General features: G+C 63.8%; 18 protein-coding genes. 15 read left to right on the forward strand and 3 right to left on the reverse strand.

Annotated elements, in window-relative coordinates:
• The first annotated feature begins 22 nt into the window (after window positions 1-22).
• The 7 genes from rpsT (at window position 23) to rlmN (ending at window position 12,146) form a co-directional block, all read left to right on the forward strand.
• Entirely contained in the window at window positions 23-325 is a 303-nt protein-coding gene (gene rpsT / locus KJJ24_RS14115) for a 30S ribosomal protein S20 (RefSeq protein ID WP_214339669.1), read from the forward strand.
• Window positions 326-377: 52 nt separating this feature from the next.
• Complete coding sequence (locus KJJ24_RS14120) at window positions 378-1,199, forward strand: TatD family hydrolase (protein ID WP_214339670.1); 822 nt, start codon at window positions 378-380, stop codon at window positions 1,197-1,199.
• A gap of 326 nt (window positions 1,200-1,525) precedes the next feature.
• Window positions 1,526-4,816, forward strand: a complete 3,291-nt coding sequence (gene rpoB / locus KJJ24_RS14125; RefSeq protein ID WP_214343750.1) for a DNA-directed RNA polymerase subunit beta — start codon at window positions 1,526-1,528, stop codon at window positions 4,814-4,816.
• A 44-nt stretch (window positions 4,817-4,860) separates the two neighbouring features.
• Window positions 4,861-6,765, forward strand: a complete 1,905-nt coding sequence (locus KJJ24_RS14130) for a DNA-directed RNA polymerase subunit gamma (RefSeq protein WP_214339671.1) — start codon at window positions 4,861-4,863, stop codon at window positions 6,763-6,765.
• Between the two features lie 46 nt (window positions 6,766-6,811).
• Complete coding sequence (locus KJJ24_RS14135; protein WP_214339672.1) at window positions 6,812-10,921, forward strand: DNA-directed RNA polymerase subunit beta'; 4,110 nt, start codon at window positions 6,812-6,814, stop codon at window positions 10,919-10,921.
• Window positions 10,918-11,070: a high light inducible protein gene (locus tag KJJ24_RS14140; protein WP_214339673.1), complete on the forward strand. Its 153-nt coding sequence runs from the start codon at window positions 10,918-10,920 to the stop codon at window positions 11,068-11,070. The genes KJJ24_RS14135 and KJJ24_RS14140 overlap by 4 nt, the downstream gene beginning before the upstream one ends.
• Before the next feature lie 17 nt (window positions 11,071-11,087).
• The gene (rlmN, locus tag KJJ24_RS14145; protein WP_250545039.1) at window positions 11,088-12,146 is read left to right on the forward strand and encodes a 23S rRNA (adenine(2503)-C(2))-methyltransferase RlmN; all 1,059 of its coding nucleotides are present in this window, start codon (window positions 11,088-11,090) and stop codon (window positions 12,144-12,146) included.
• Here rlmN and KJJ24_RS14150 read toward each other — a convergent pair.
• Window positions 12,143-13,432, reverse strand: coding sequence for an MFS transporter (locus KJJ24_RS14150; RefSeq protein ID WP_214339675.1), 1,290 nt, complete (start codon window positions 13,430-13,432; stop codon window positions 12,143-12,145). The two genes, rlmN and KJJ24_RS14150, sit on opposite strands and share 4 nt — an antisense overlap.
• Before the next feature lie 74 nt (window positions 13,433-13,506).
• Between KJJ24_RS14150 and KJJ24_RS15055 the strand changes: the two genes are divergently transcribed.
• The 6 genes from KJJ24_RS15055 to KJJ24_RS14175 all read left to right on the forward strand — a co-directional run bounded on the left by KJJ24_RS15055 (window position 13,507) and on the right by KJJ24_RS14175 (window position 16,752).
• Entirely contained in the window at window positions 13,507-13,632 is a 126-nt protein-coding gene (locus KJJ24_RS15055) for a hypothetical protein (RefSeq protein ID WP_256437233.1), read from the forward strand.
• A 37-nt stretch (window positions 13,633-13,669) separates the two neighbouring features.
• On the forward strand, window positions 13,670-14,470 hold the full coding sequence (locus tag KJJ24_RS14155; protein WP_214339676.1) for a HEAT repeat domain-containing protein: 801 nt from the start codon (window positions 13,670-13,672) through the stop codon (window positions 14,468-14,470).
• 92 nt (window positions 14,471-14,562) lie between these two features.
• Window positions 14,563-14,775 (forward strand): DUF2997 domain-containing protein, encoded by a 213-nt coding sequence (locus KJJ24_RS14160; protein ID WP_214339677.1) that lies wholly within the window; start codon window positions 14,563-14,565, stop codon window positions 14,773-14,775.
• Complete coding sequence (locus tag KJJ24_RS14165; RefSeq protein WP_214339678.1) at window positions 14,775-15,164, forward strand: DUF1257 domain-containing protein; 390 nt, start codon at window positions 14,775-14,777, stop codon at window positions 15,162-15,164. Before KJJ24_RS14160 ends, KJJ24_RS14165 begins: the two co-directional genes overlap by 1 nt.
• The gene (locus KJJ24_RS14170; protein ID WP_214339679.1) at window positions 15,161-15,553 is read left to right on the forward strand and encodes a ferredoxin; all 393 of its coding nucleotides are present in this window, start codon (window positions 15,161-15,163) and stop codon (window positions 15,551-15,553) included. Before KJJ24_RS14165 ends, KJJ24_RS14170 begins: the two co-directional genes overlap by 4 nt.
• A gap of 2 nt (window positions 15,554-15,555) precedes the next feature.
• Complete coding sequence (locus KJJ24_RS14175) at window positions 15,556-16,752, forward strand: aldo/keto reductase (protein WP_214339680.1); 1,197 nt, start codon at window positions 15,556-15,558, stop codon at window positions 16,750-16,752.
• A gap of 12 nt (window positions 16,753-16,764) precedes the next feature.
• On the opposite strand, the gene rsmG is transcribed toward KJJ24_RS14175, so the two are convergent.
• Window positions 16,765-17,508, reverse strand: a complete 744-nt coding sequence (gene rsmG, locus KJJ24_RS14180; protein ID WP_214339681.1) for a 16S rRNA (guanine(527)-N(7))-methyltransferase RsmG — start codon at window positions 17,506-17,508, stop codon at window positions 16,765-16,767.
• Between the two features lie 58 nt (window positions 17,509-17,566).
• Between rsmG and KJJ24_RS14185 the strand changes: the two genes are divergently transcribed.
• Together KJJ24_RS14185 and KJJ24_RS14190 are read left to right on the forward strand one after the other, a co-directional pair.
• The gene (locus tag KJJ24_RS14185) at window positions 17,567-18,082 is read left to right on the forward strand and encodes a J domain-containing protein (RefSeq protein ID WP_214339683.1); all 516 of its coding nucleotides are present in this window, start codon (window positions 17,567-17,569) and stop codon (window positions 18,080-18,082) included.
• The gene (locus KJJ24_RS14190; RefSeq protein ID WP_214339685.1) at window positions 18,024-18,290 is read left to right on the forward strand and encodes a DUF3143 domain-containing protein; all 267 of its coding nucleotides are present in this window, start codon (window positions 18,024-18,026) and stop codon (window positions 18,288-18,290) included. The genes KJJ24_RS14185 and KJJ24_RS14190 overlap by 59 nt, the downstream gene beginning before the upstream one ends.
• 114 nt (window positions 18,291-18,404) lie before the next feature.
• On the opposite strand, the gene KJJ24_RS14195 is transcribed toward KJJ24_RS14190, so the two are convergent.
• Complete coding sequence (locus KJJ24_RS14195) at window positions 18,405-18,569, reverse strand: hypothetical protein (protein WP_214339686.1); 165 nt, start codon at window positions 18,567-18,569, stop codon at window positions 18,405-18,407.
• Window positions 18,570-18,573: the final 4 nt, after the last annotated feature.

The raw sequence follows: 18,573 nt of genomic DNA on the forward strand, positions 1-18,573 counted from the left end.
CTGAGCCAGCGCCGTACAGCCTGTGGCCAATAACAAGTCGTCGAAGAAGCGCGTTCTGATTGCCGAGCGCAACCGTCTGCACAACCGCAGCTACAAATCCGCTGTGCGCACTCTGATGAAGCGCTGCTTCGCCGCCTGTGCCGCCTACAGCCAGGAGCCCGGCGATGCCGCAAAGGCTTCCGTGCAGACCACGCTCAACGCGGCTGTCAGCAAGATCGACAAAGCTGTGAAAGTGGGTGTGCTGCATCGCAATAACGGTGCCCATCAGAAGTCGCGCCTGAGCGCTGCGGTGAAGCAGGCTGTTGAGCCCGCTGCCAAGGCCTGATTGCACCACTGTGCGCGTCTAGGGTTCGGCTGAAGCGTTGAATCTTGATGCCATGGCTGTGGCTGTCGCGTTGGAGAGCCTTGAGGCTCCGTTAATCGACAGTCATTGCCACATCGTCTTTCGCAATTTCGATGACGACCTCGAGGAGGTGGCTCAACGCTGGCGCGATGCTGGTGTTGGCCGCCTCCTTCATGCTTGCGTTGAGCCCTCGGAGATCCCTGCTATCCGGGCTTTGGCGGATCGCTTTCCTGAGCTCCGCTATGCCGTGGGCGTTCATCCGCTCGATCCGGAGCACTGGCAGGGCGATACGCCTGCCGTACTGCGCGCTGCCGCTTTAGCCGATTCCCGCGTTGTGGCGATCGGCGAACTGGGCCTGGATCTTTTCCGTGTGAAGAACCTGGAGGAGCAGTTGGCAATGCTGCGCCCTCAGCTGGATCTGGCCGTGGAGCTGAATCTGCCGGTGATCATTCACTGCCGCGATGCCGCCGAAGCCATGCTCACTGAGCTGCGCGGGCGGGCTGGTCGGGGTGCTTGTCCGCGTGGGGTGATGCATTGCTGGAGTGGCACTCCAGCGGAGATGGCGGGCTTTCTGGAGCTGGGTCTGTACATCAGCTTCAGTGGCAATGTGACCTTTCCCAAGGCCACCGATACCCACGCCTGCGCCCAGTTGGTGCCTGCTGAGCGCTATTTGGTGGAAACCGATTGCCCGTTTCTGGCGCCGGTGCCGCGACGGGGAAAACGCAACGAACCGGCGTTTGTGGCGGCGGTCGCCGAGCGGGTGGCGTTGCTGCGCGGTGAAACGCTGCAGGCGGTGGCTCGTCAGAGCACCAGCAATGCCTGTGCGCTGTTTGGGCCAGCTCTTCACAATGTATGATGTTTCATTGGCCTGGCAGCGGGTTGTGGTTTATCCGAGCCCTCTGCAGCCTGAAAGCGCTCGCCAGAGTTCTGGTGCGCCTGCCCATCCCTTTGGTGCTGTTGTCTTTCCGGTGCGAGTTGTCGTTGCCTCCTGGGTTGAAGCGAGCTGAATAGGTCTGCCGGCGGGCCAGCCCCTCCTCCCCGGAGAGGTTGGCCCTGTCGTCTGTCAATGCCGTCCGTCGCCGCGAGCGCCGGGCCGTGCTCATCGCTCGCTTCAACACCCATCAGGCTCTGCTCGCTTCAGGCCCCGTCGTTCCGTCCAACCCGTTCCTGCAGGTTCCCCGCATGAGCAGCGCGATCCAGGTCGCCAAGACCGCCACTTACCTGCCCGATCTGGTGGAGGTACAGCGCGCGAGCTTCAAATGGTTTCTGGAGAAGGGCCTGATCGAGGAGCTGGAGAGCTTCTCGCCGATCACCGATTACACCGGCAAGCTGGAGCTGCACTTCATCGGTAGCGAGTACCGCCTGAAGCGCCCCCGCCACGATGTGGAAGAGGCCAAGCGTCGTGACGCGACCTTCGCCTCGCAGATGTATGTCACCTGCCGTCTGGTCAACAAGGAGACCGGCGAGATCAAGGAGCAGGAAGTGTTCATCGGGGAACTCCCCCTGATGACCGAGCGCGGCACGTTCATCATCAACGGCGCTGAGCGCGTGATCGTGAACCAGATCGTGCGTTCCCCCGGTGTCTATTTCAAAGACGAGCAGGACAAGAACGGCCGTAAAACCTTCAACGCCAGCCTGATCCCCAACCGCGGCGCCTGGCTGAAGTTTGAAACCGACAAGAACGACCTCCTGCACGTTCGCGTCGATAAGACCCGCAAGATCAATGCCCACGTGTTGATGCGGGCCATCGGCCTGTCGGACAACGACGTGCTCGACAAGCTGCGGCACCCCGAGTACTACCAGAAGTCGATCGAGGCCGCCAACGACGAAGGCATTGCCTCGGAAGACCAGGCCCTGCTGGAGCTCTACAAGAAGCTGCGTCCGGGTGAACCGCCCTCGGTGAGCGGTGGTCAGACCCTGCTGCACAGCCGCTTCTTCGATCCCAAGCGCTACGACCTGGGTCGGGTTGGTCGCTACAAGATCAACAAGAAGCTGCGTCTCACCATCCCCGACGCCACCCGCACCCTCACCCCTGAGGACGTGCTGAGCACGATCGATTACCTGATCAACCTCGAGCTCGATGTGGGCGGCGCCACCCTCGATGACATCGACCACCTCGGCAACCGCCGCGTTCGCTCCGTGGGCGAACTGCTGCAGAACCAGGTGCGCGTGGGCCTGAACCGCCTCGAGCGGATCATCAAGGAGCGCATGACCGTTGGTGAGACCGAGAGCCTCACCCCGGCCCAGCTGGTGAACCCCAAGCCCCTGGTGGCAGCGATCAAGGAGTTCTTCGGCTCCAGCCAGCTGAGCCAGTTCATGGATCAGACCAATCCCCTGGCTGAGCTCACCCACAAGCGCCGCATCAGCGCCCTGGGCCCAGGTGGTCTCACCCGTGAGCGCGCCGGCTTCGCCGTGCGCGACATCCACCCCTCTCACTACGGCCGGATCTGCCCGATCGAGACCCCGGAAGGTCCGAATGCTGGTCTGATCGGTTCGCTGGCGACCCACGCCCGCGTGAACGAGTACGGCTTCATCGAGACCCCCTTCTGGAAGGTGGAGAACGGCATCGTTCTCAAGCAGGGCGATCCCCTCTACCTCTCCGCCGACCTCGAAGACGAGTGCCGCGTGGCCCCCGGTGACGTGGCCACCGATGCCGACGGCCGCATCAAGGCGGATCTGGTTCCGGTGCGTTACCGCCAAGACTTCGAGACCGTGCCGCCCGAGCAGGTCGACTACGTGCAGCTCTCACCGGTGCAGGTGATCTCCGTGGCCACCTCGCTGATCCCCTTCCTCGAGCACGACGACGCCAACCGCGCCCTGATGGGCTCGAACATGCAGCGCCAGGCTGTGCCGCTGCTGCGTCCCGAGCGTCCGCTGGTGGGCACCGGCCTGGAAACCCAGGTCGCCCGCGACTCCGGCATGGTGCCGATCACAACCGTGAACGGCACGGTGGCCTATGTGGACGCCACCGCCATCGTCATTCGCGATGAAGAGGGCAACGACCACACCCACTACCTGCAGAAGTACCAGCGCTCCAATCAGGACACCTGCCTCAACCACCGTCCGATCGTGAAGCTGGGCGACCCGGTGATCGCCGGTCAGGTGCTGGCAAATGGTTCGGCCTGCGAGGGCGGAGAAATCGCCCTGGGTCAGAACGTGCTGATCGCCTACATGCCCTGGGAGGGCTACAACTACGAGGATGCGATCCTGGTGAGCGAGCGCTTGGTGCGCGACGACCTCTACACCTCGGTGCACATCGAGAAGTACGAGATCGAAGCTCGTCAGACCAAGCTCGGCCCTGAAGAGATCACCCGCGAGATCCCCAACGTTGCCGAGGAGAGCCTGGGCAACCTCGATGAGATGGGCATCATCCGCGTGGGCGCCTACGTGGAGAGCGGCGACATCCTGGTGGGCAAGGTGACGCCCAAGGGCGAATCCGACCAGCCCCCTGAAGAGAAGCTGCTGCGCGCGATCTTTGGCGAAAAAGCCCGCGATGTGCGTGATAACTCTCTGCGGGTGCCCAGCACCGAGCGCGGCCGCGTCGTTGACGTGCGCATCTACACCCGCGAACAGGGTGATGAGCTGCCGCCCGGCGCGAACATGGTTGTGCGGGTCTATGTGGCGCAGCGCCGCAAGATCCAGGTGGGCGACAAGATGGCCGGCCGCCACGGCAACAAGGGCATCATCAGCCGCATTCTTCCCCTGGAGGACATGCCCTATCTGCCCGACGGCAGCCCCATCGACATCGTGCTCAACCCCCTGGGTGTGCCGAGCCGGATGAACGTGGGTCAGGTGTTCGAGTGCCTAATGGGTTGGGCCGCCTCGCACCTGGATTGCCGCGTGAAGGTGGTGCCGTTCGATGAAATGCACGGCCCCGAAACCTCCAAGAACACCGTTCAGGCTTACCTCGAGGCAGCCAAGGCGCAGCCGGGTAAAGACTGGGTGTACAACCCCGATAACCCCGGCAAGATCCAGCTGATCGATGGCCGTACCGGCGAAGCGTTCGACCAGCCTGTGACTGTGGGCTATGCCCACATCCTCAAGCTGGTGCACCTGGTGGACGACAAGATCCACGCCCGTTCCACCGGTCCTTACTCCCTGGTGACCCAGCAGCCTCTCGGTGGTAAGGCCCAGCAGGGCGGCCAGCGCTTGGGTGAGATGGAGGTGTGGGCTCTCGAGGCCTACGGCGCCGCCTACACCCTGCAGGAACTGCTCACGGTCAAATCCGATGACATGCAGCGCCGCAACGAGGCGCTCAACGCGATCGTGAAGGGCAAGCCCATCCCGCGCCCCGGCACACCGGAGTCGTTCAAGGTGCTGATGCGCGAGCTGCAGTCCCTGGGTCTCGACATCGCGGTGTACACCGATGCCGGCGAGGAAGTGGACCTGATGCAGGACGTCAACCCCCGCCGCAGCACTCCCAACCGGCCCACCTACGAATCCCTCGGCGTCGCGGATTACGACGACGACTGAATCCTTTCCGTTCTCTCCGACCAATCCGCGCCCGCTAACCGTCCATGACCAACAGCAATCTCCGCACCGAGAACCACTTCGACTACGTCAAGATCACCCTTGCTTCTCCGGAGCGGGTGATGCAGTGGGGGCAGCGCACGCTGCCCAATGGTCAGGTGGTGGGCGAGGTGACCAAGCCCGAAACCATCAACTACCGCACGCTCAAGCCGGAAATGGACGGCTTGTTCTGCGAGAAGATCTTCGGACCCTCCAAGGATTGGGAGTGCCACTGCGGTAAGTACAAGCGCGTGCGGCACCGCGGCATTGTCTGCGAGCGCTGCGGCGTGGAGGTCACGGAAAGCCGGGTGCGGCGTCACCGCATGGGCTTCATCAAGCTTGCGGCCCCTGTGTCGCACGTTTGGTATCTGAAGGGTATCCCCAGCTATGTGGCGATCCTGCTTGATATGCCCCTGCGGGATGTTGAGCAGATTGTGTATTTCAACTGCTATGTGGTGCTCGATGCTGGCGACCACAAAGACCTCAAATACAAGCAACTGCTCACCGAAGACGAGTGGCTGGAGATCGAAGATGAGATCTATGCCGAGGATTCCGAGATCGAGAATGAGCCTACGGTTGGAATCGGCGCTGAAGCGCTGAAGCAGCTGCTAGAAGATCTCGATCTGCCGGTTGTGGCCGAGCAGCTGCGCGAGGATATCGCCGGCTCCAAGGGGCAGAAGCGCGCCAAGTTGATCAAGCGCCTGCGCGTGATCGACAACTTCATCGCCACCGGTGCCCGTCCTGAGTGGATGGTCCTGGACGTGATTCCGGTGATCCCGCCCGATCTGCGTCCGATGGTGCAGCTCGATGGCGGCCGTTTCGCCACCTCCGACCTCAACGATCTCTATCGCCGTGTGATCAACCGGAACAACCGGTTGGCCCGTCTGCAGGAAATCCTCGCCCCTGAAATCATCGTCCGCAACGAGAAGCGGATGCTGCAGGAGGCCGTGGATGCGCTGATCGATAACGGTCGCCGCGGCCGCACCGTGGTGGGCGCCAACAACCGGCCCCTCAAATCACTGAGCGACATCATTGAAGGCAAGCAGGGGCGCTTCCGTCAGAACCTGCTGGGTAAGCGTGTCGACTACTCCGGTCGTTCCGTGATCGTTGTGGGTCCCAAACTGAAGATGCACCAGTGCGGTCTGCCTAAGGAGATGGCGATCGAACTGTTCCAGCCGTTCGTGATCCATCGCCTGATCCGTCAGAACATCGTCAACAACATCAAGGCCGCCAAGAAGCTGATTCAGCGTGCCGATGATGAGGTGATGCAGGTGCTCCAAGAGGTGATCGAAGGTCACCCGATCCTGCTCAACCGTGCTCCGACGCTGCACCGTTTAGGTATCCAGGCCTTCGAACCCAAGCTGGTTGCTGGCCGGGCCATTCAGCTTCACCCGCTGGTCTGCCCCGCCTTCAACGCCGACTTCGACGGTGACCAGATGGCCGTGCACGTGCCCCTGGCGATCGAGGCGCAGACGGAGGCCCGCATGCTGATGCTGGCCAGCAACAACATCCTCTCGCCGGCTACGGGCGACCCGATCATCACGCCCTCCCAGGACATGGTGCTTGGCTCCTACTACCTCACCGCTGTTCAGCCCGGCAACGCCAAGCCCGAGTTCGGCGATCGCAGCCGCACCTTTGCTGGCCTGCGCGACGTCTTGGCCGCCTTTGACGAGAAACACCTCACCATGCACGACTGGGTGTGGGTGCGCTTCAACGGTGAAGTGGATAGCGAAGACGAGGCCAAGGAACCGATCAAGGAAGAAACCCTCAGCGATGGCACCCGGATTGAGCAGTGGAACTACCGCCGCGATCGCCTGGATGAAGACGGTGCCTTGATCAGCCGCTATGTGCTTACCACCGTCGGCCGCGTGGTGATGAACAGCACGATCATCGACGCGGTGGCCGCCGCCTGAGACCCCGGACGTTTCCCCCCTTCCTTATTCCTCTTCGCGTGCAGCCATGACCGCCACTCCCTCCAAGAAGTCCAAGAAGTCCAGCAAGAAGGCCGCAGCCGAAGCTCCGGCACCCGTGCTCGGGGCCTCCGCGCCCTTGAGCAAGGCCGCTCCGGTGTTCCGCAACCGCACCATCGATAAAAAGCAGCTGCGGAATCTGATGGCGTGGGCCTACAAGAACCACGGCACTGCCTCCACCGCTTCTTTGGCCGATGAGCTGAAGGATCTGGGCTTCCATTACGCCACCCAAGCTGCTGTGTCGATTTCGGTCGACGACCTGCGCATTCCTGGAGAAAAAGCGCGTTTGCTGGAGGAAGCAGAGCAGCAGATCACCGATACCGAAGAGCGTTATCGCCTTGGTGAAATCACCGAGGTGGAGCGGCACACCAAGGTGATCGACACCTGGACGGAGACCAACGAGCGTCTGGTTGAAGAAGTCAAAAAGAACTTCAACGAGAACGATCCGCTCAACTCGGTGTGGATGATGGCCAACTCTGGCGCCCGGGGCAACATGTCCCAGGTGCGTCAGCTGGTGGGAATGCGTGGCCTGATGGCCAACCCCCAGGGCGAGATCATCGACCTTCCGATTCGCACCAATTTCCGCGAGGGGCTCACGGTCACCGAATATGTGATCTCCTCCTACGGCGCCCGCAAGGGTCTGGTGGACACCGCTCTGCGTACCGCCGACTCGGGTTACCTCACCCGCCGTCTGGTGGACGTGGCCCAGGACGTGATCGTGCGCGAGGATGACTGCGGCACCACCCGCGGCATCCCCATCAATGCTGATGACAAGGGCCGTTATGCCGCCAAGCTCGTCGGCCGTCTGGCCGCTGAGCCGGTGCTCGATGGCGAGGGCAACTTGATCGTGGATCGCGATGGCGAGATCGATGCCCCCCTCACCGCCCGCATCGAAGCGGCCGGTGTGAAGACCGTGGTGGTGCGCTCACCACTCACCTGCGAAGCCGCGCGTTCGGTCTGCCGGAAGTGCTACGGCTGGGCTCTCGCTCACAACGAGCTGGTCGACCTGGGTGAAGCCGTGGGCATCGTGGCCGCCCAGTCGATCGGTGAGCCCGGGACCCAGCTCACCATGCGGACCTTCCATACCGGTGGTGTGTCCACCGCCGAAACGGGGGTGGTTCGCTCCACCGTGGCCGGCACGATCGAATTCGACGCCAAGGCCCGCGTGCGTCCTTACCGCACCCCCCACGGTGTGGAAGCCCAGATCGCGGAAACAGACTTCACCCTCACCGTGAAGCCCAGTGGTACTGGCAAGGCCCAGAAGCTCGGCATCACCTCAGGTTCGATCCTGTTTGTGGAGGCGGGTGCTGAGACTCCCTCCGACGTGATGCTGGCCCAGATCTCTTCCGGCGCCGCCGTGAAGAAGAGCGTGGAGAAGGCCACCAAGGATGTGATTTGTGACCTGGCTGGTCAGGTGCGTTTTGAAGATGTGATCCAGCCCAAAGAGGTCACCGACCGTCAGGGCAACATCACCCTCAAGGCTCAGCGTCTGGGCCGGATGTGGGTGTACAGCGGCGACGTGTACAACCTCCCGCCCAATGCCCAGCCTGTGGTGAGTGGCAACAAGGCCGTCACGACTGGTGAAGTGCTCGCCGAAAGCCGCCTGGTCAGCGAGTACGGAGGCGCCGTGCGCCTGCGCGATAGCGCCGGTGACTCCCGCGAGGTGCAAATCGTCACCACCAGTCTCACCCTCAAGGATTGCAAGTTGGTGGGCGAATCCACCCACTCCGGTGAGCTGTGGCATCTGGAAGGCAAGGACAGCATTCGTTATCGCCTCAACACGCACCCCGGCACCAAGATCGCCGGCGGTGAAGTGATTGCTGAACTGGCCGACGATCGCTTCCGCACCCAGACCGGTGGCATCGTGAAGTTCGCGCCCGGACTGGCCATCAAAAAGGCTCGCAGTGCCAAGAACGGCTACGAGGTGAGCAAGGGCGGAACCTTGCTCTGGATCCCGCAGGAAACCCACGAGATCAACAAGGACATCTCCCTGTTGATGATTGAGGACGGCCAGTGGATCGAGGCCGGTACCGAGGTGGTCAAGGACATTTTCAGTCAGACCGCCGGCATCGTGACGGTGACGCAGAAAAACGACATTCTGCGCGAAATCATCGTGCGCTCCGGTCAGCTGCACCATGTTTCCGATGCCAAGGCGATCAGCCGCTTTAGCGACGGCAAGATGGTCAACCCGGGTGAAGAGATTGCCAAGGGTCTCAAGGCTGAGGCCATGGTGTTTGTGGAAGCTGTGGACACCGCAGACGGCGGTGCTCTGCTGCTGCGTCCAGTGGAGGAATACCGCATCCCTGATGAAGCGCACCTGCCCGAACAGGGAACCGTTGTTCAGAAGAACGGCCCCAGCCTGGGCCTCAAGGCCACCCAGCGCCTCGCCTTCAAGGACGGTGAACTGATCAAGAGCGTGGACGGCGTTGAGCTGCTGCGCACCCAGTTGATTCTGGAAACCTTCGACACCACCCCCCAGATGACGGTGGATGTGGAGTCGGTGCCCGACAAGCGCGCCAAGACGATCGATCGTCTGCAGTTGGTGATCCTCGAGAGCCTGCTGGTGCGTCGCGACACCCTCTCCGATGCGAGCCACGGTTCCACGCACACCGAGCTCTCGATTAACGATGGCGACTCCGTGAAGGCTGGTGATGTGGTGGCTACCACCCAGATCCTCTGCAAGGAAGACGGTGTGCTGGCCCTGCCCGACAACCTCGACGGTGATCCGGTTCGCCGCCTGATCGTGGAGCGCGCCAGCGACACCCGCAACATCGATCTGGGTTCCGCTACGCCTGTGGTGTCAGTGGGACAGCGCCTGGTGGATGGCGACCTGCTGGCTAACAGTGTTGAAGCCCCTTGCTGCGGCCAGGTGGAGGCCGTCTCCGGCAGCATCGTCACCATCCGCATCGGTCGGCCCTACATGGTGTCACCCGATTCCGTGCTGCATGTGCGCGACGGTGAACTGGTTCAACGGGGCGACTCCCTGGCTCTGCTCGTGTTCGAGCGTCAGAAGACCGGCGACATCGTGCAGGGTCTGCCTCGTATTGAAGAGCTCCTGGAAGCCCGTCGTCCGCGGGAATCAGCGGTGCTTTGCCGCAAGGCCGGCACCGTGGAGATCAAGCAGGGTGAAGACGACGACTCCGTCAATGTCACGGTGATCGAAGGCGATGACGCCATCACTGATTACCCGATCTTGCTGGGTCGCAACGTGATGGTGAGCGACGCGCAGCAGGTGACCGCCGGTGAGCTGCTCACCGATGGCCCGATCAACCCCCACGAGTTGCTGGAGTGCTATTTCGAAGATCTCCGCAGCCGCAAGCCCACCATGGAGGCGGCCATGGAGGCCATCTCCAAGCTGCAGTTCCGCTTGGTGCAGGAAGTGCAAAACGTCTACAAGTCGCAGGGCGTCACCATCGATGACAAGCACATCGAAGTGATCGTGCGCCAGATGACCAGCAAGGTGCGCATCGAGGACGCGGGTGACACCACCCTGCTGCCCGGTGAGCTGATCGAGCTGCGTCAGGTGGAGCAGGTGAACAGCGCCATGGCGATCACTGGCGGCGCTCCCGCCGAGTTCACCCCAGTGCTGCTGGGTATCACCAAGGCCTCGCTCAACACCGACAGCTTCATCTCCGCGGCCTCCTTCCAGGAGACCACCCGCGTGCTCACCGAGGCTGCCATCGAAGGCAAGAGCGACTGGCTGCGCGGTCTCAAGGAGAACGTGATTATCGGTCGCTTGATCCCGGCTGGTACGGGCTTCAGCGGCTTCGAGGAGGAACTGCGCGCCGAGGCGGGACCCCACCCCGACATCCTCGATGAGGATGCAATGAACTACCGCCGCATGCAGAACCTACGGCCTGATTACACCGTGGAGATGCCGGCGGCACCGGCTGCCACCACCGCCGGTGCTCTGCTCGACGATCCCTCCGACGCGGATCTGGAAGCCACCCGCAGCCGCCACGGCATCGAAGCCTCGGCCAGCAACCTTGCTGCCTTCACTCGCCCCGCGGTGGAAGAAGGCCTTGAGGAGGAGCTGATCGCCGATCCTGCAGCCCTTGAGGGTCTTCAGGAAGAAGGCCTGCTCACCGACGAGTCATGATTAAGCCCAAGCTCGTGCCCCAGCGGCGTCTGCCGCGCTATGGCTTCCACACCCACACCGAGCGGCTGAATGGCCGGATCGCGATGCTGGGTTTCATTGCCCTGGTGGCGGTGGAGGCTCAGCTGGGCCATGGCCTGCTGATCTGGTGAGTCAGCCCCTGCTGGGGATGGGCCTCCCTGCACTGGAGGCCTGGGCCAAGGATCATGGCCAGGCCGCTTTCCGCGGCCGGCAACTGCACGATTGGCTGTATGCCAAAGGAGCTCGGCAGCTTGCCGAGGTGTCGGTGCTGCCCAAGCTGTTCCGGGAACAGCTGTCGGCCCAGCCGCCTGAAGGGGCGTTCGACTGGATGGGTCGTTCGCGCGAGCTGCACCGCAGCATTGCCAGTGACGGCACGACCAAATTGCTGCTCGGTACCCGTGATGGGCTGAGCATCGAAACGGTGGGGATCCCGGCTGAGGGCCGGCTGACCGTTTGCGTGAGCTCCCAGGTGGGGTGCTCAATGGCCTGCCGCTTCTGCGCCACCGGGAAGGGTGGTCTGCAGCGCTCGCTGGCGGTGCATGAAATCGTTGATCAGGTGCTGAGCGTTCGCGAGGTGATGGAGCAGCGCCCCAGCCATGTGGTGTTCATGGGTATGGGTGAGCCCCTCCTCAACATCGAGGTTGTGTTGGCGGCGATGCATTGCCTCTGCACCGATCTCGGCATGGCTCAACGGCAGATCACCGTGAGCACGGTGGGCGTACCCCGCACTCTGCCCCGCCTGGCGGAATTGGCGCTTGAGCGGCTGGGCCGGGCTCAGTTCACCCTGGCAGTGAGCCTGCATGCGCCAGATCAGCGTTTGCGTGAGGAGCTGATCCCCACTGCTCACGCCTACCCCCTCGAAGCCCTGCTTGAGGATTGCCGCCGCTACGTGGCGATCACCGGGCGGCGGGTGAGCTTCGAATACATCCTGCTTGGGGGGCTCAACGATCAGCCCCGCCATGCCGCTGCTCTGGCCCAGCTGTTGCGGGGGTTTCAGAGCCACGTGAATCTGATTCCTTACAACCCGATCGCTGAAGAGGAGTTCCAGCGCCCCACGCCTGCTGCGGTGGAGGGGTTCCGCCGGGCCTTACAGGAGCGGCATGTTGCCGTGAGTGTGCGGGCAAGCCGCGGCCTTGATGCCGATGCGGCCTGCGGTCAGTTGCGCCGGCGCCTGGAGGGCAGCCTCGAACCCGTCCCTGCGCGCTAAGTGGCGTCGCGCCTGGGATCAAAGGCGCCGCGCGCTTCCTGTTCACCCCATGGGGCGACGCGCAGCAGCAGCAGAAAGGCCGGCGCTGCGGCCACCACCGTGAACAGGAAGAACCCGGGCCATCCCGCCCGCTCGGCCACCACCCCAGCCGGGGCCGCCAGGATCGAGCGGCTCAGGGCATAAATGCCAGAGAGCAGGGCGTATTGGGTGGCAGAGAACCGCGGGTTGCACAGGCTCATCAGCAATGCCACGAACACCGCGCCGACCATGCCGCCGCTGATGTTCTCCAGGCTTACGGCTGTGATCAGACCAGCCACCCCACCACCAAAGCTGGCCAGTGCCCAGTAGCTGAGGTTGCCGATCACGCCGCTGATGGCGAAGAGCCAAAGCGAGCGGTTCATGCCTAGCCAGGCGAACAGCATGCCCCCGATCACCGTGCCCAGCATCGTGGCGCCGATGGCCCAGCCCCCCTGCACCAGGCCGATATCGGCGTCGCTGAACCCTTGCAGTTTCAGAAAGGGGATCGCCATCGCATTGAGCAGGCCATCGGGCCAGCGGTAGAGCAGCACCAGAAGCAGCAGTTGCCAGGTGTGGTTGGGCCCGGCCCGGTGCAGGAATTCCCGGGCCGGCCCAAGCACCGCCTGCCGCAGGCTGCTCACCGCATGGTCCACAGGCGGCAGCTTCGGTGCGGTGAGCGTGAAGGGCAGCACAGCCGCTACCAGGCCAGCGGCACTGAGAAAAGCCGCTGGCCAGCCGAAGCGATCGGCCATCAGGAACCCGCCCGCCCCGACGCTGAGCATCGCGGCCCGGTAGCCCAGTGCTGCTGCTGCGGCGCCGGGGCCACGCTCGGGCTCCGGCAGCAGATCCGTGCGGTAGGCATCCACGGCGATGTCTTGTGTGGCACTGCACACCGCCAACACCAGCGCCGCTAATCCGATCGCGGTGAGGTGGGCTGGATCACTGCTCGGCCGCAGCAGGGCCATCGCCGCGATCACCACCACCAGCATCAGCTGCATCAGCAGCAGCCAGCCGCGGCGCCGATCGGGCCAGGGGATCGGCCATCGATCCAGCAATGGCGCCCAAAACAGCTTGAGGGTGTAGGGGAGTTCCGCCAGGGGGATCAGCCCGATGAGGGCCAGGGGCACCCCGCTGGCGGTGAGCCAGCCTTGCAACAAGCGGCTACCCACCATCAAGGGGGCGCCACTGGCGACGCCTTCCGCGCTTACCGCTACCAAACGCCGCAGCGTGCCGCTAGAGCGAAACGACGCTGGATCCGAGGCGGCCATGCTGCGCTGCTGGGTTGGCGGAACCCTAGGTGCGGTCTCTGGTGGGGAGAATGGATGCACCTTGGCTAAGCCCCGTGCAGTTCCTTCGCTCCACCTTGTTGCCGGCCGCGATCGTGGTGCTATTCGGCCTGGCCTTGTTTGCTGTGAGCGCTCGCATCTGGCTGCCTGGCGACATGGTCGCTCCAGCACCGATCAGCTGAACAAGTCCCTTGTGCCCGGGCCCCTACGATCCCCGGCATGACAGGCCCCTATCCTGAGTTTCCCCAGAGTCCGGCCGACCTGGCGCTGGATCCGGAGTTGCTTGCGCGCGAGCTGGCGGAGGAGCTGCTGGGTGATCCGCTCGACGAGCTCGATGACCCCGCTGTGGGGTTGGCCGATGTGGCGGCCGAGTGTGATCTGGGCCTTGACCTGTTGCGCGGTGGTCACGATGCGCGCATGCAGGGTCTGCGGATCTTTTGTGAGCATCGCGACCCCAGGGCTCCGGCTCTGTTGGTGCCTCTGCTTGAGGCCAGCTGCCCGATTCTGCGCATGAGCGCTGTATACGCGCTGGGCCGTAATCCCGATTTGCAGGCGGTGAGTCCGCTGTTGGCGTTGCTTCAGAACGACAGCAACGGTTACGTGCGTAAAGCCGTTGCCTGGAGCCTCAGCAGCTACCCCGATGCCCCGGTGATGAACCCGCTGATCCGGGCGCTCCAAACCGACATCGCAGCGGTGCGCCTGTGGGCCGCCAGTTCCCTGGCGGATGCCGGCTCGACCGGGTTGGCCAAGGCGGATCAAGCAGCCGGCCAGCTGCTGCAGGCTCTCCGCATCGATAGCGAACCGGCTGTGCGCAGCAACAGCGCCTGGTCGCTCGGGCGGTTGTATGGCGATCTGGTGGAGCCGCGGCAACAAGAGGTGGTGGAAGCGCTGCTCGGCGCGATGTTGCACGATGGCGATCTGGCGGTGCGGGATGAAGCGCGCCTGGCTCTGGAGCAACTGGAAGATCCCCTCGTGCTTGAACGCTTGCAGATCCTTGTGGATGAAGGGCTGTTGCATTGAGCCATGTGGATGCATTGATGAAGCGCTTCACCGCGCCGCCAGCACCAGTGCAACGCGGCTAGCATCCGCACACCCACGCCCGTTTGCCCGGCATGGCCCAGCACACCATCCGCTTTCGGATCCGGCCGGACGGCCGCGTCGAAGAGCTGGTGGAAGGCGTGACGGGCAGCGGATGCGAGCAGCTCACCGAGCGCATTGAAGCCAGACTTGGCAGCGTGCAGCAGCGCCAGGCCACTGCCGAGGCTTTTCAGGCTTCCGGCGCAGCGCTGACACCCGAGCAGACCCTTTCCACCCCGCTCACCTGATGTCGCACTTCAGCACCGTTAAAACGGAATTGCGCGATCGCGCCGCCCTGATCGACGCGCTGCGCGATCTCGGTCACGACCCCACGGAGGGTGAGCGTCCTGTGCGGGGTTACCGCGGCCAAACTGTTCAGGCCGACTTGGCAGTGCTGGCAGAGCAGGGCGGAGACATCGGCTTCCGCTGGAATGAATCCAGCGGAAGCTACGAGCTGGTGACTGATCTCGACCTGTGGCGCCAGCCCATTCCGGTGGAGCGTTTCCTCGCCAAGCTCACTCAGCGCTACGCCTTACGCAGCATTCTTGCTGCCTCCAGCGATGAAGGCTTCCAGGTGAGCGAACAGAACCAATCTGCCGATGGTTCGATCGAATTGGTGGTGACCCGCTGGGAGTGAGCGTCGATCCTGGTGTTGCCTTTGCCGCTGCGGCGGCTCCCGCTCCTACGGCAACGGGCAAAGAGCCTGTGCTCGGAGGCGTTCTGCGCCAGAAAGCGGTCTGGGTCGATGAAGCCGTGTGCATCGGCTGTCGCTATTGCACCCACGTCGCCGCTAACACCTTCCTAGTGGAAGAAGACTGGGGCCGATCCCGTGCCCTGCGTCAGGACGGTGACAGCACCGAGCGCATCCAGGAAGCGATCGACACCTGTCCGGTGGATTGCATCCATTGGGTTAGCTACGAAGAGCTACCCGCCCTTGAGGAGCAAACCCGCCATCAGGAGCTGCAGCCCCTCGGCTTACCCACGCCATCGCGCCCTAGGCGAACGCTGCCCCGCGCCACTGCCTAATGATGCTGCCGCTTCGTCGTTTCGGCCGCACCGAGCTGCCGATGCCTGTGTTGTCGCTGGGCGGCATGCGCTTCCAGCAGAGCTGGAGCGACCTGCCTGCTGATCGCATCACTGCCGAAAGTCAAATCAATCTGCGCGTCACGCTCGAGCGGGCCGTGACGGCAGGTTTCCACCATGTGGAAACGGCACGCCACTACGGCAGCTCAGAGCGTCAACTGGGTTGGCTGTTGCCTCAGGTGCCTGATCCGGCGCGCATTCTGCAGACCAAGGTGCCACCTCAGGCGGATGGGGCCGCCTTTGAAGCGGAGTTGCGACTGAGCTTCGAGCGGCTGGGGGTGGATCGTGTGGATCTGCTGGCGATCCATGGCCTCAACCTGCCGGAGCACCTGGAGCAGACCTTGGGCCCAGGGGGATGCATGGACGTGGTGCATCGCTGGCAGGCGGAGGGCCGGATTGGGGCGGTGGGCTTCTCCACCCATGGCCCCCTGGCGTTAATCCTGCAGGCGATCGAAAGCGACGCCTTTGATTACATCAACTTGCACTGGTATTTCATCCGGCAAGACAACCGCCCCGCGATAGAGGCGGCGATCGCCCGCGATATGGGTGTGTTTGTGATTAGCCCCACCGATAAGGGAGGCCACCTGCATACGCCCGCTCCGCGCTTGCTGGAGCTGTGTGCCCCCCTACATCCCATCGTCTTCAACGATCTCTTTTGCCTGAGCGCTCCGGGCATCCACACCATCAGCGTGGGTGCCGCCCGGCCGGAAGATTTGGATCTGCACCTCGAAGCGGTGCGGCTGTTGCCTCGAGCGGCCGCGTTGCTGCCGCCGATCGTGGCCAGGCTTGAGCAGGCGCGCCGCGATGCTCTCGGGGAGGCGTGGCTGAGTAGTTGGCAGGACGGTCTGCCGGCCTGGCAGCACACTCCAGGGGGGATCAACCTCCCCACCCTGCTGTGGCTGCACAACTTGGTGGAGGCCTGGGGCCTCGAGGGCTATGCCCGCGCCCGCTATGGCCTTCTGGGGGCAGGCAGCCATTGGTTTCCAGGTTCCAATGCTGATGCTCTCGATCAGTCTGTAAGCGAGGCAGATTTGCGCCGGGTCCTGGCCGCGAGTCCCTGGGCCGAGCAGATCCCCGGCTTGCTGCGCGGGCTGCGTGAGCGGGTGGGCGGCAGCGCCAGTCAGCGGTTGATGAGCAGCTGAGGCGTCCTCGGCTCAGCTGCCGCTCTGGCCCAGGGGGAATTTGCCTGGTAGCCCCACCGCCCGCGGGTAGTTCTTGGGGCATGGACCCATGGCCCGCACCACAAGAGCCGTGCGCTGGCCACGCCCGGCAGGGAGCTCCCGCTGCTCGCAGCTGTGGATCTCAGCATTGAGCAATTGCAGTGCCTGCTCGAGCTCCCGCTGATCCTGCGCCCCCCACTGACCGCGATAGAGCAGCGCATGACCGCCTGGCTGGATCAGGGGGACTAGGTATTCCGCGACCACCGGTGCGGATGCCACGGCCCGGGCCATCGCGAGATCGAATTGGCCGCGGCAATGGCCGTGGCGTCCGGTGAGTTCTACCCGCTCGCAGCGCAGCTGCACTCGCTTGGCCAATCCCAGCGCTGCTGCCATCGCTTGAACCGCCTGGGTTTTGCGACCGACTGAATCCACCAGTGTGAGCTGGGCTTGCGGCAGCGCGATGGCCACCGCCAGCCCAGGGAATCCGCCGCCGGTGCCGACATCAATGCAGCGCAGTGGGGAGTCGGGCTGCGTTTGCAGCCGTTGGCGGAGGGGCCAGAGGCTGTCGAACACTTGGGCAATCCAAAAGTCGTCGCCTTCCACCAGTCGCGTGAGGTTCACGCGACTGTTCCAGCTGCGCAGTTCTTCCTGCAAGTGCTGCAGCTGCGCCAGCTGATCGGCGTTCGGCTGCCAGCCCAGCTCTTGCCAGAGCGCGGTGTCGGGTGTGGCGGCGGGCATCCCCTCAGGCGGCGTTGTCTCGTGATCTCTAGGATCCCTCACACACGATGCGCCGCGGGTGGCAGCTCTTAATCACTACGAGCTGCTGGAGATTGCGTCGAATGCGTCGCCGCAAGACTTGCGTCAGGCATTCCGCCGGCTCAGCAAGCGCTACCACCCCGATACAACCACGCTGCCTTCTGCCCAGGCCGCTGAAGGGTTCCGCCAGCTGCAACTCGCGTACCTCACCCTCAGCGATCCAGAGCGTCGCCGTGTCTACGACACGAGCCTGAGCCAAGCCCAAGCACCTCCTGCTCCGCCGCACTGGCGCGTGGCCCCTGTCAAGCCTGCGCCAGTGCGGCGCGCCCTCTCCGGCGGGGAATGGTTTGCCCTGCTGCTGCTGGGCTTGGCTGTGGTGTTCAGCTTGGTGTTGGGTGTTGGCTTGGCCTGGGCCCGCGGCACCGAGTTGTTGCGGGAGCCCAGCTGGTGGCCCGGCAACGAGCAGACTGCAGGCACCCTGCCGTCCACAGCTGCGGATGTCGTCTCTGCCGCCCCCCCAGGCGCCGCTGTACAACCATCCGCTGCCGGCGCTTGAGCAGTGGCTGCGAGATCTTGGTGCCCTGCAGCAAGGCCCCCATTCCTGTCTCTGGAGCCTGCAGCTGGGCAGTTGGACCGCTGAACTCGAGCTGGAGGTGGAGGAGTTGAGCGTGCGATGGGCAGCAGCAGCCGGGCCTGTGGAGCGCCACTTCCCCTATGGCTTGAGCCGTGCCGATGTGGAGGCTGCCATTCTGGCCGGTCCCTGATGCAGGGCGGCCACAAGCGGGCATCGCGCCATCACCCGGGTCCCAACCGCTTTCTCAAACGCGATGACGTGGCCGGTCCCGGCGGGGCGGTCGTGATCAACGGCCAACGCCTGCTCAGAGCTTGCGCTTGCACACTTCGCTCTGCTCTTCGCTCGGGGTGGAGAAGGGGCCGCAACTGAACCAGCGCACCATCGACACTTCAATGTCGGTGAACAACACCAGGATGCCGGCGCAGAGGGCTGCCACGGCGGCACTGATCGCAACGGTTGAACCTTTCATGCAC

The organism is Synechococcus sp. LA31 (assembly GCF_018502385.1).
Classification (GTDB): Bacteria; Cyanobacteriota; Cyanobacteriia; order PCC-6307; family Cyanobiaceae; genus Vulcanococcus.

What these genes read in the sequence shown, in the direction of transcription:
- KJJ24_RS14150 (WP_214339675.1), bottom strand. Translation starts at nt 13,432, where the DNA reads ATGGCCGCCTCGGATCCAGCGTCGTTTCGCTCTAGCGGCACGCTGCGG.
- KJJ24_RS14130 (WP_214339671.1), top strand. Translation starts at nt 4,861, where the DNA reads ATGACCAACAGCAATCTCCGCACCGAGAACCACTTCGACTACGTCAAG.
- rlmN (WP_250545039.1), top strand. Translation starts at nt 11,088, where the DNA reads ATGGGCCTCCCTGCACTGGAGGCCTGGGCCAAGGATCATGGCCAGGCC.
- KJJ24_RS14135 (WP_214339672.1), top strand. Translation starts at nt 6,812, where the DNA reads ATGACCGCCACTCCCTCCAAGAAGTCCAAGAAGTCCAGCAAGAAGGCC.
- KJJ24_RS14165 (WP_214339678.1), top strand. Translation starts at nt 14,775, where the DNA reads ATGTCGCACTTCAGCACCGTTAAAACGGAATTGCGCGATCGCGCCGCC.
- KJJ24_RS14190 (WP_214339685.1), top strand. Translation starts at nt 18,024, where the DNA reads ATGTCGTCTCTGCCGCCCCCCCAGGCGCCGCTGTACAACCATCCGCTG.
- KJJ24_RS14175 (WP_214339680.1), top strand. Translation starts at nt 15,556, where the DNA reads ATGCTGCCGCTTCGTCGTTTCGGCCGCACCGAGCTGCCGATGCCTGTG.
- rsmG (WP_214339681.1), bottom strand. Translation starts at nt 17,508, where the DNA reads ATGCCCGCCGCCACACCCGACACCGCGCTCTGGCAAGAGCTGGGCTGG.
- KJJ24_RS14140 (WP_214339673.1), top strand. Translation starts at nt 10,918, where the DNA reads ATGATTAAGCCCAAGCTCGTGCCCCAGCGGCGTCTGCCGCGCTATGGC.
- KJJ24_RS14160 (WP_214339677.1), top strand. Translation starts at nt 14,563, where the DNA reads ATGGCCCAGCACACCATCCGCTTTCGGATCCGGCCGGACGGCCGCGTC.
- KJJ24_RS14155 (WP_214339676.1), top strand. Translation starts at nt 13,670, where the DNA reads ATGACAGGCCCCTATCCTGAGTTTCCCCAGAGTCCGGCCGACCTGGCG.
- KJJ24_RS14195 (WP_214339686.1), bottom strand. Translation starts at nt 18,569, where the DNA reads ATGAAAGGTTCAACCGTTGCGATCAGTGCCGCCGTGGCAGCCCTCTGC.
- rpoB (WP_214343750.1), top strand. Translation starts at nt 1,526, where the DNA reads ATGAGCAGCGCGATCCAGGTCGCCAAGACCGCCACTTACCTGCCCGAT.
- KJJ24_RS14120 (WP_214339670.1), top strand. Translation starts at nt 378, where the DNA reads ATGGCTGTGGCTGTCGCGTTGGAGAGCCTTGAGGCTCCGTTAATCGAC.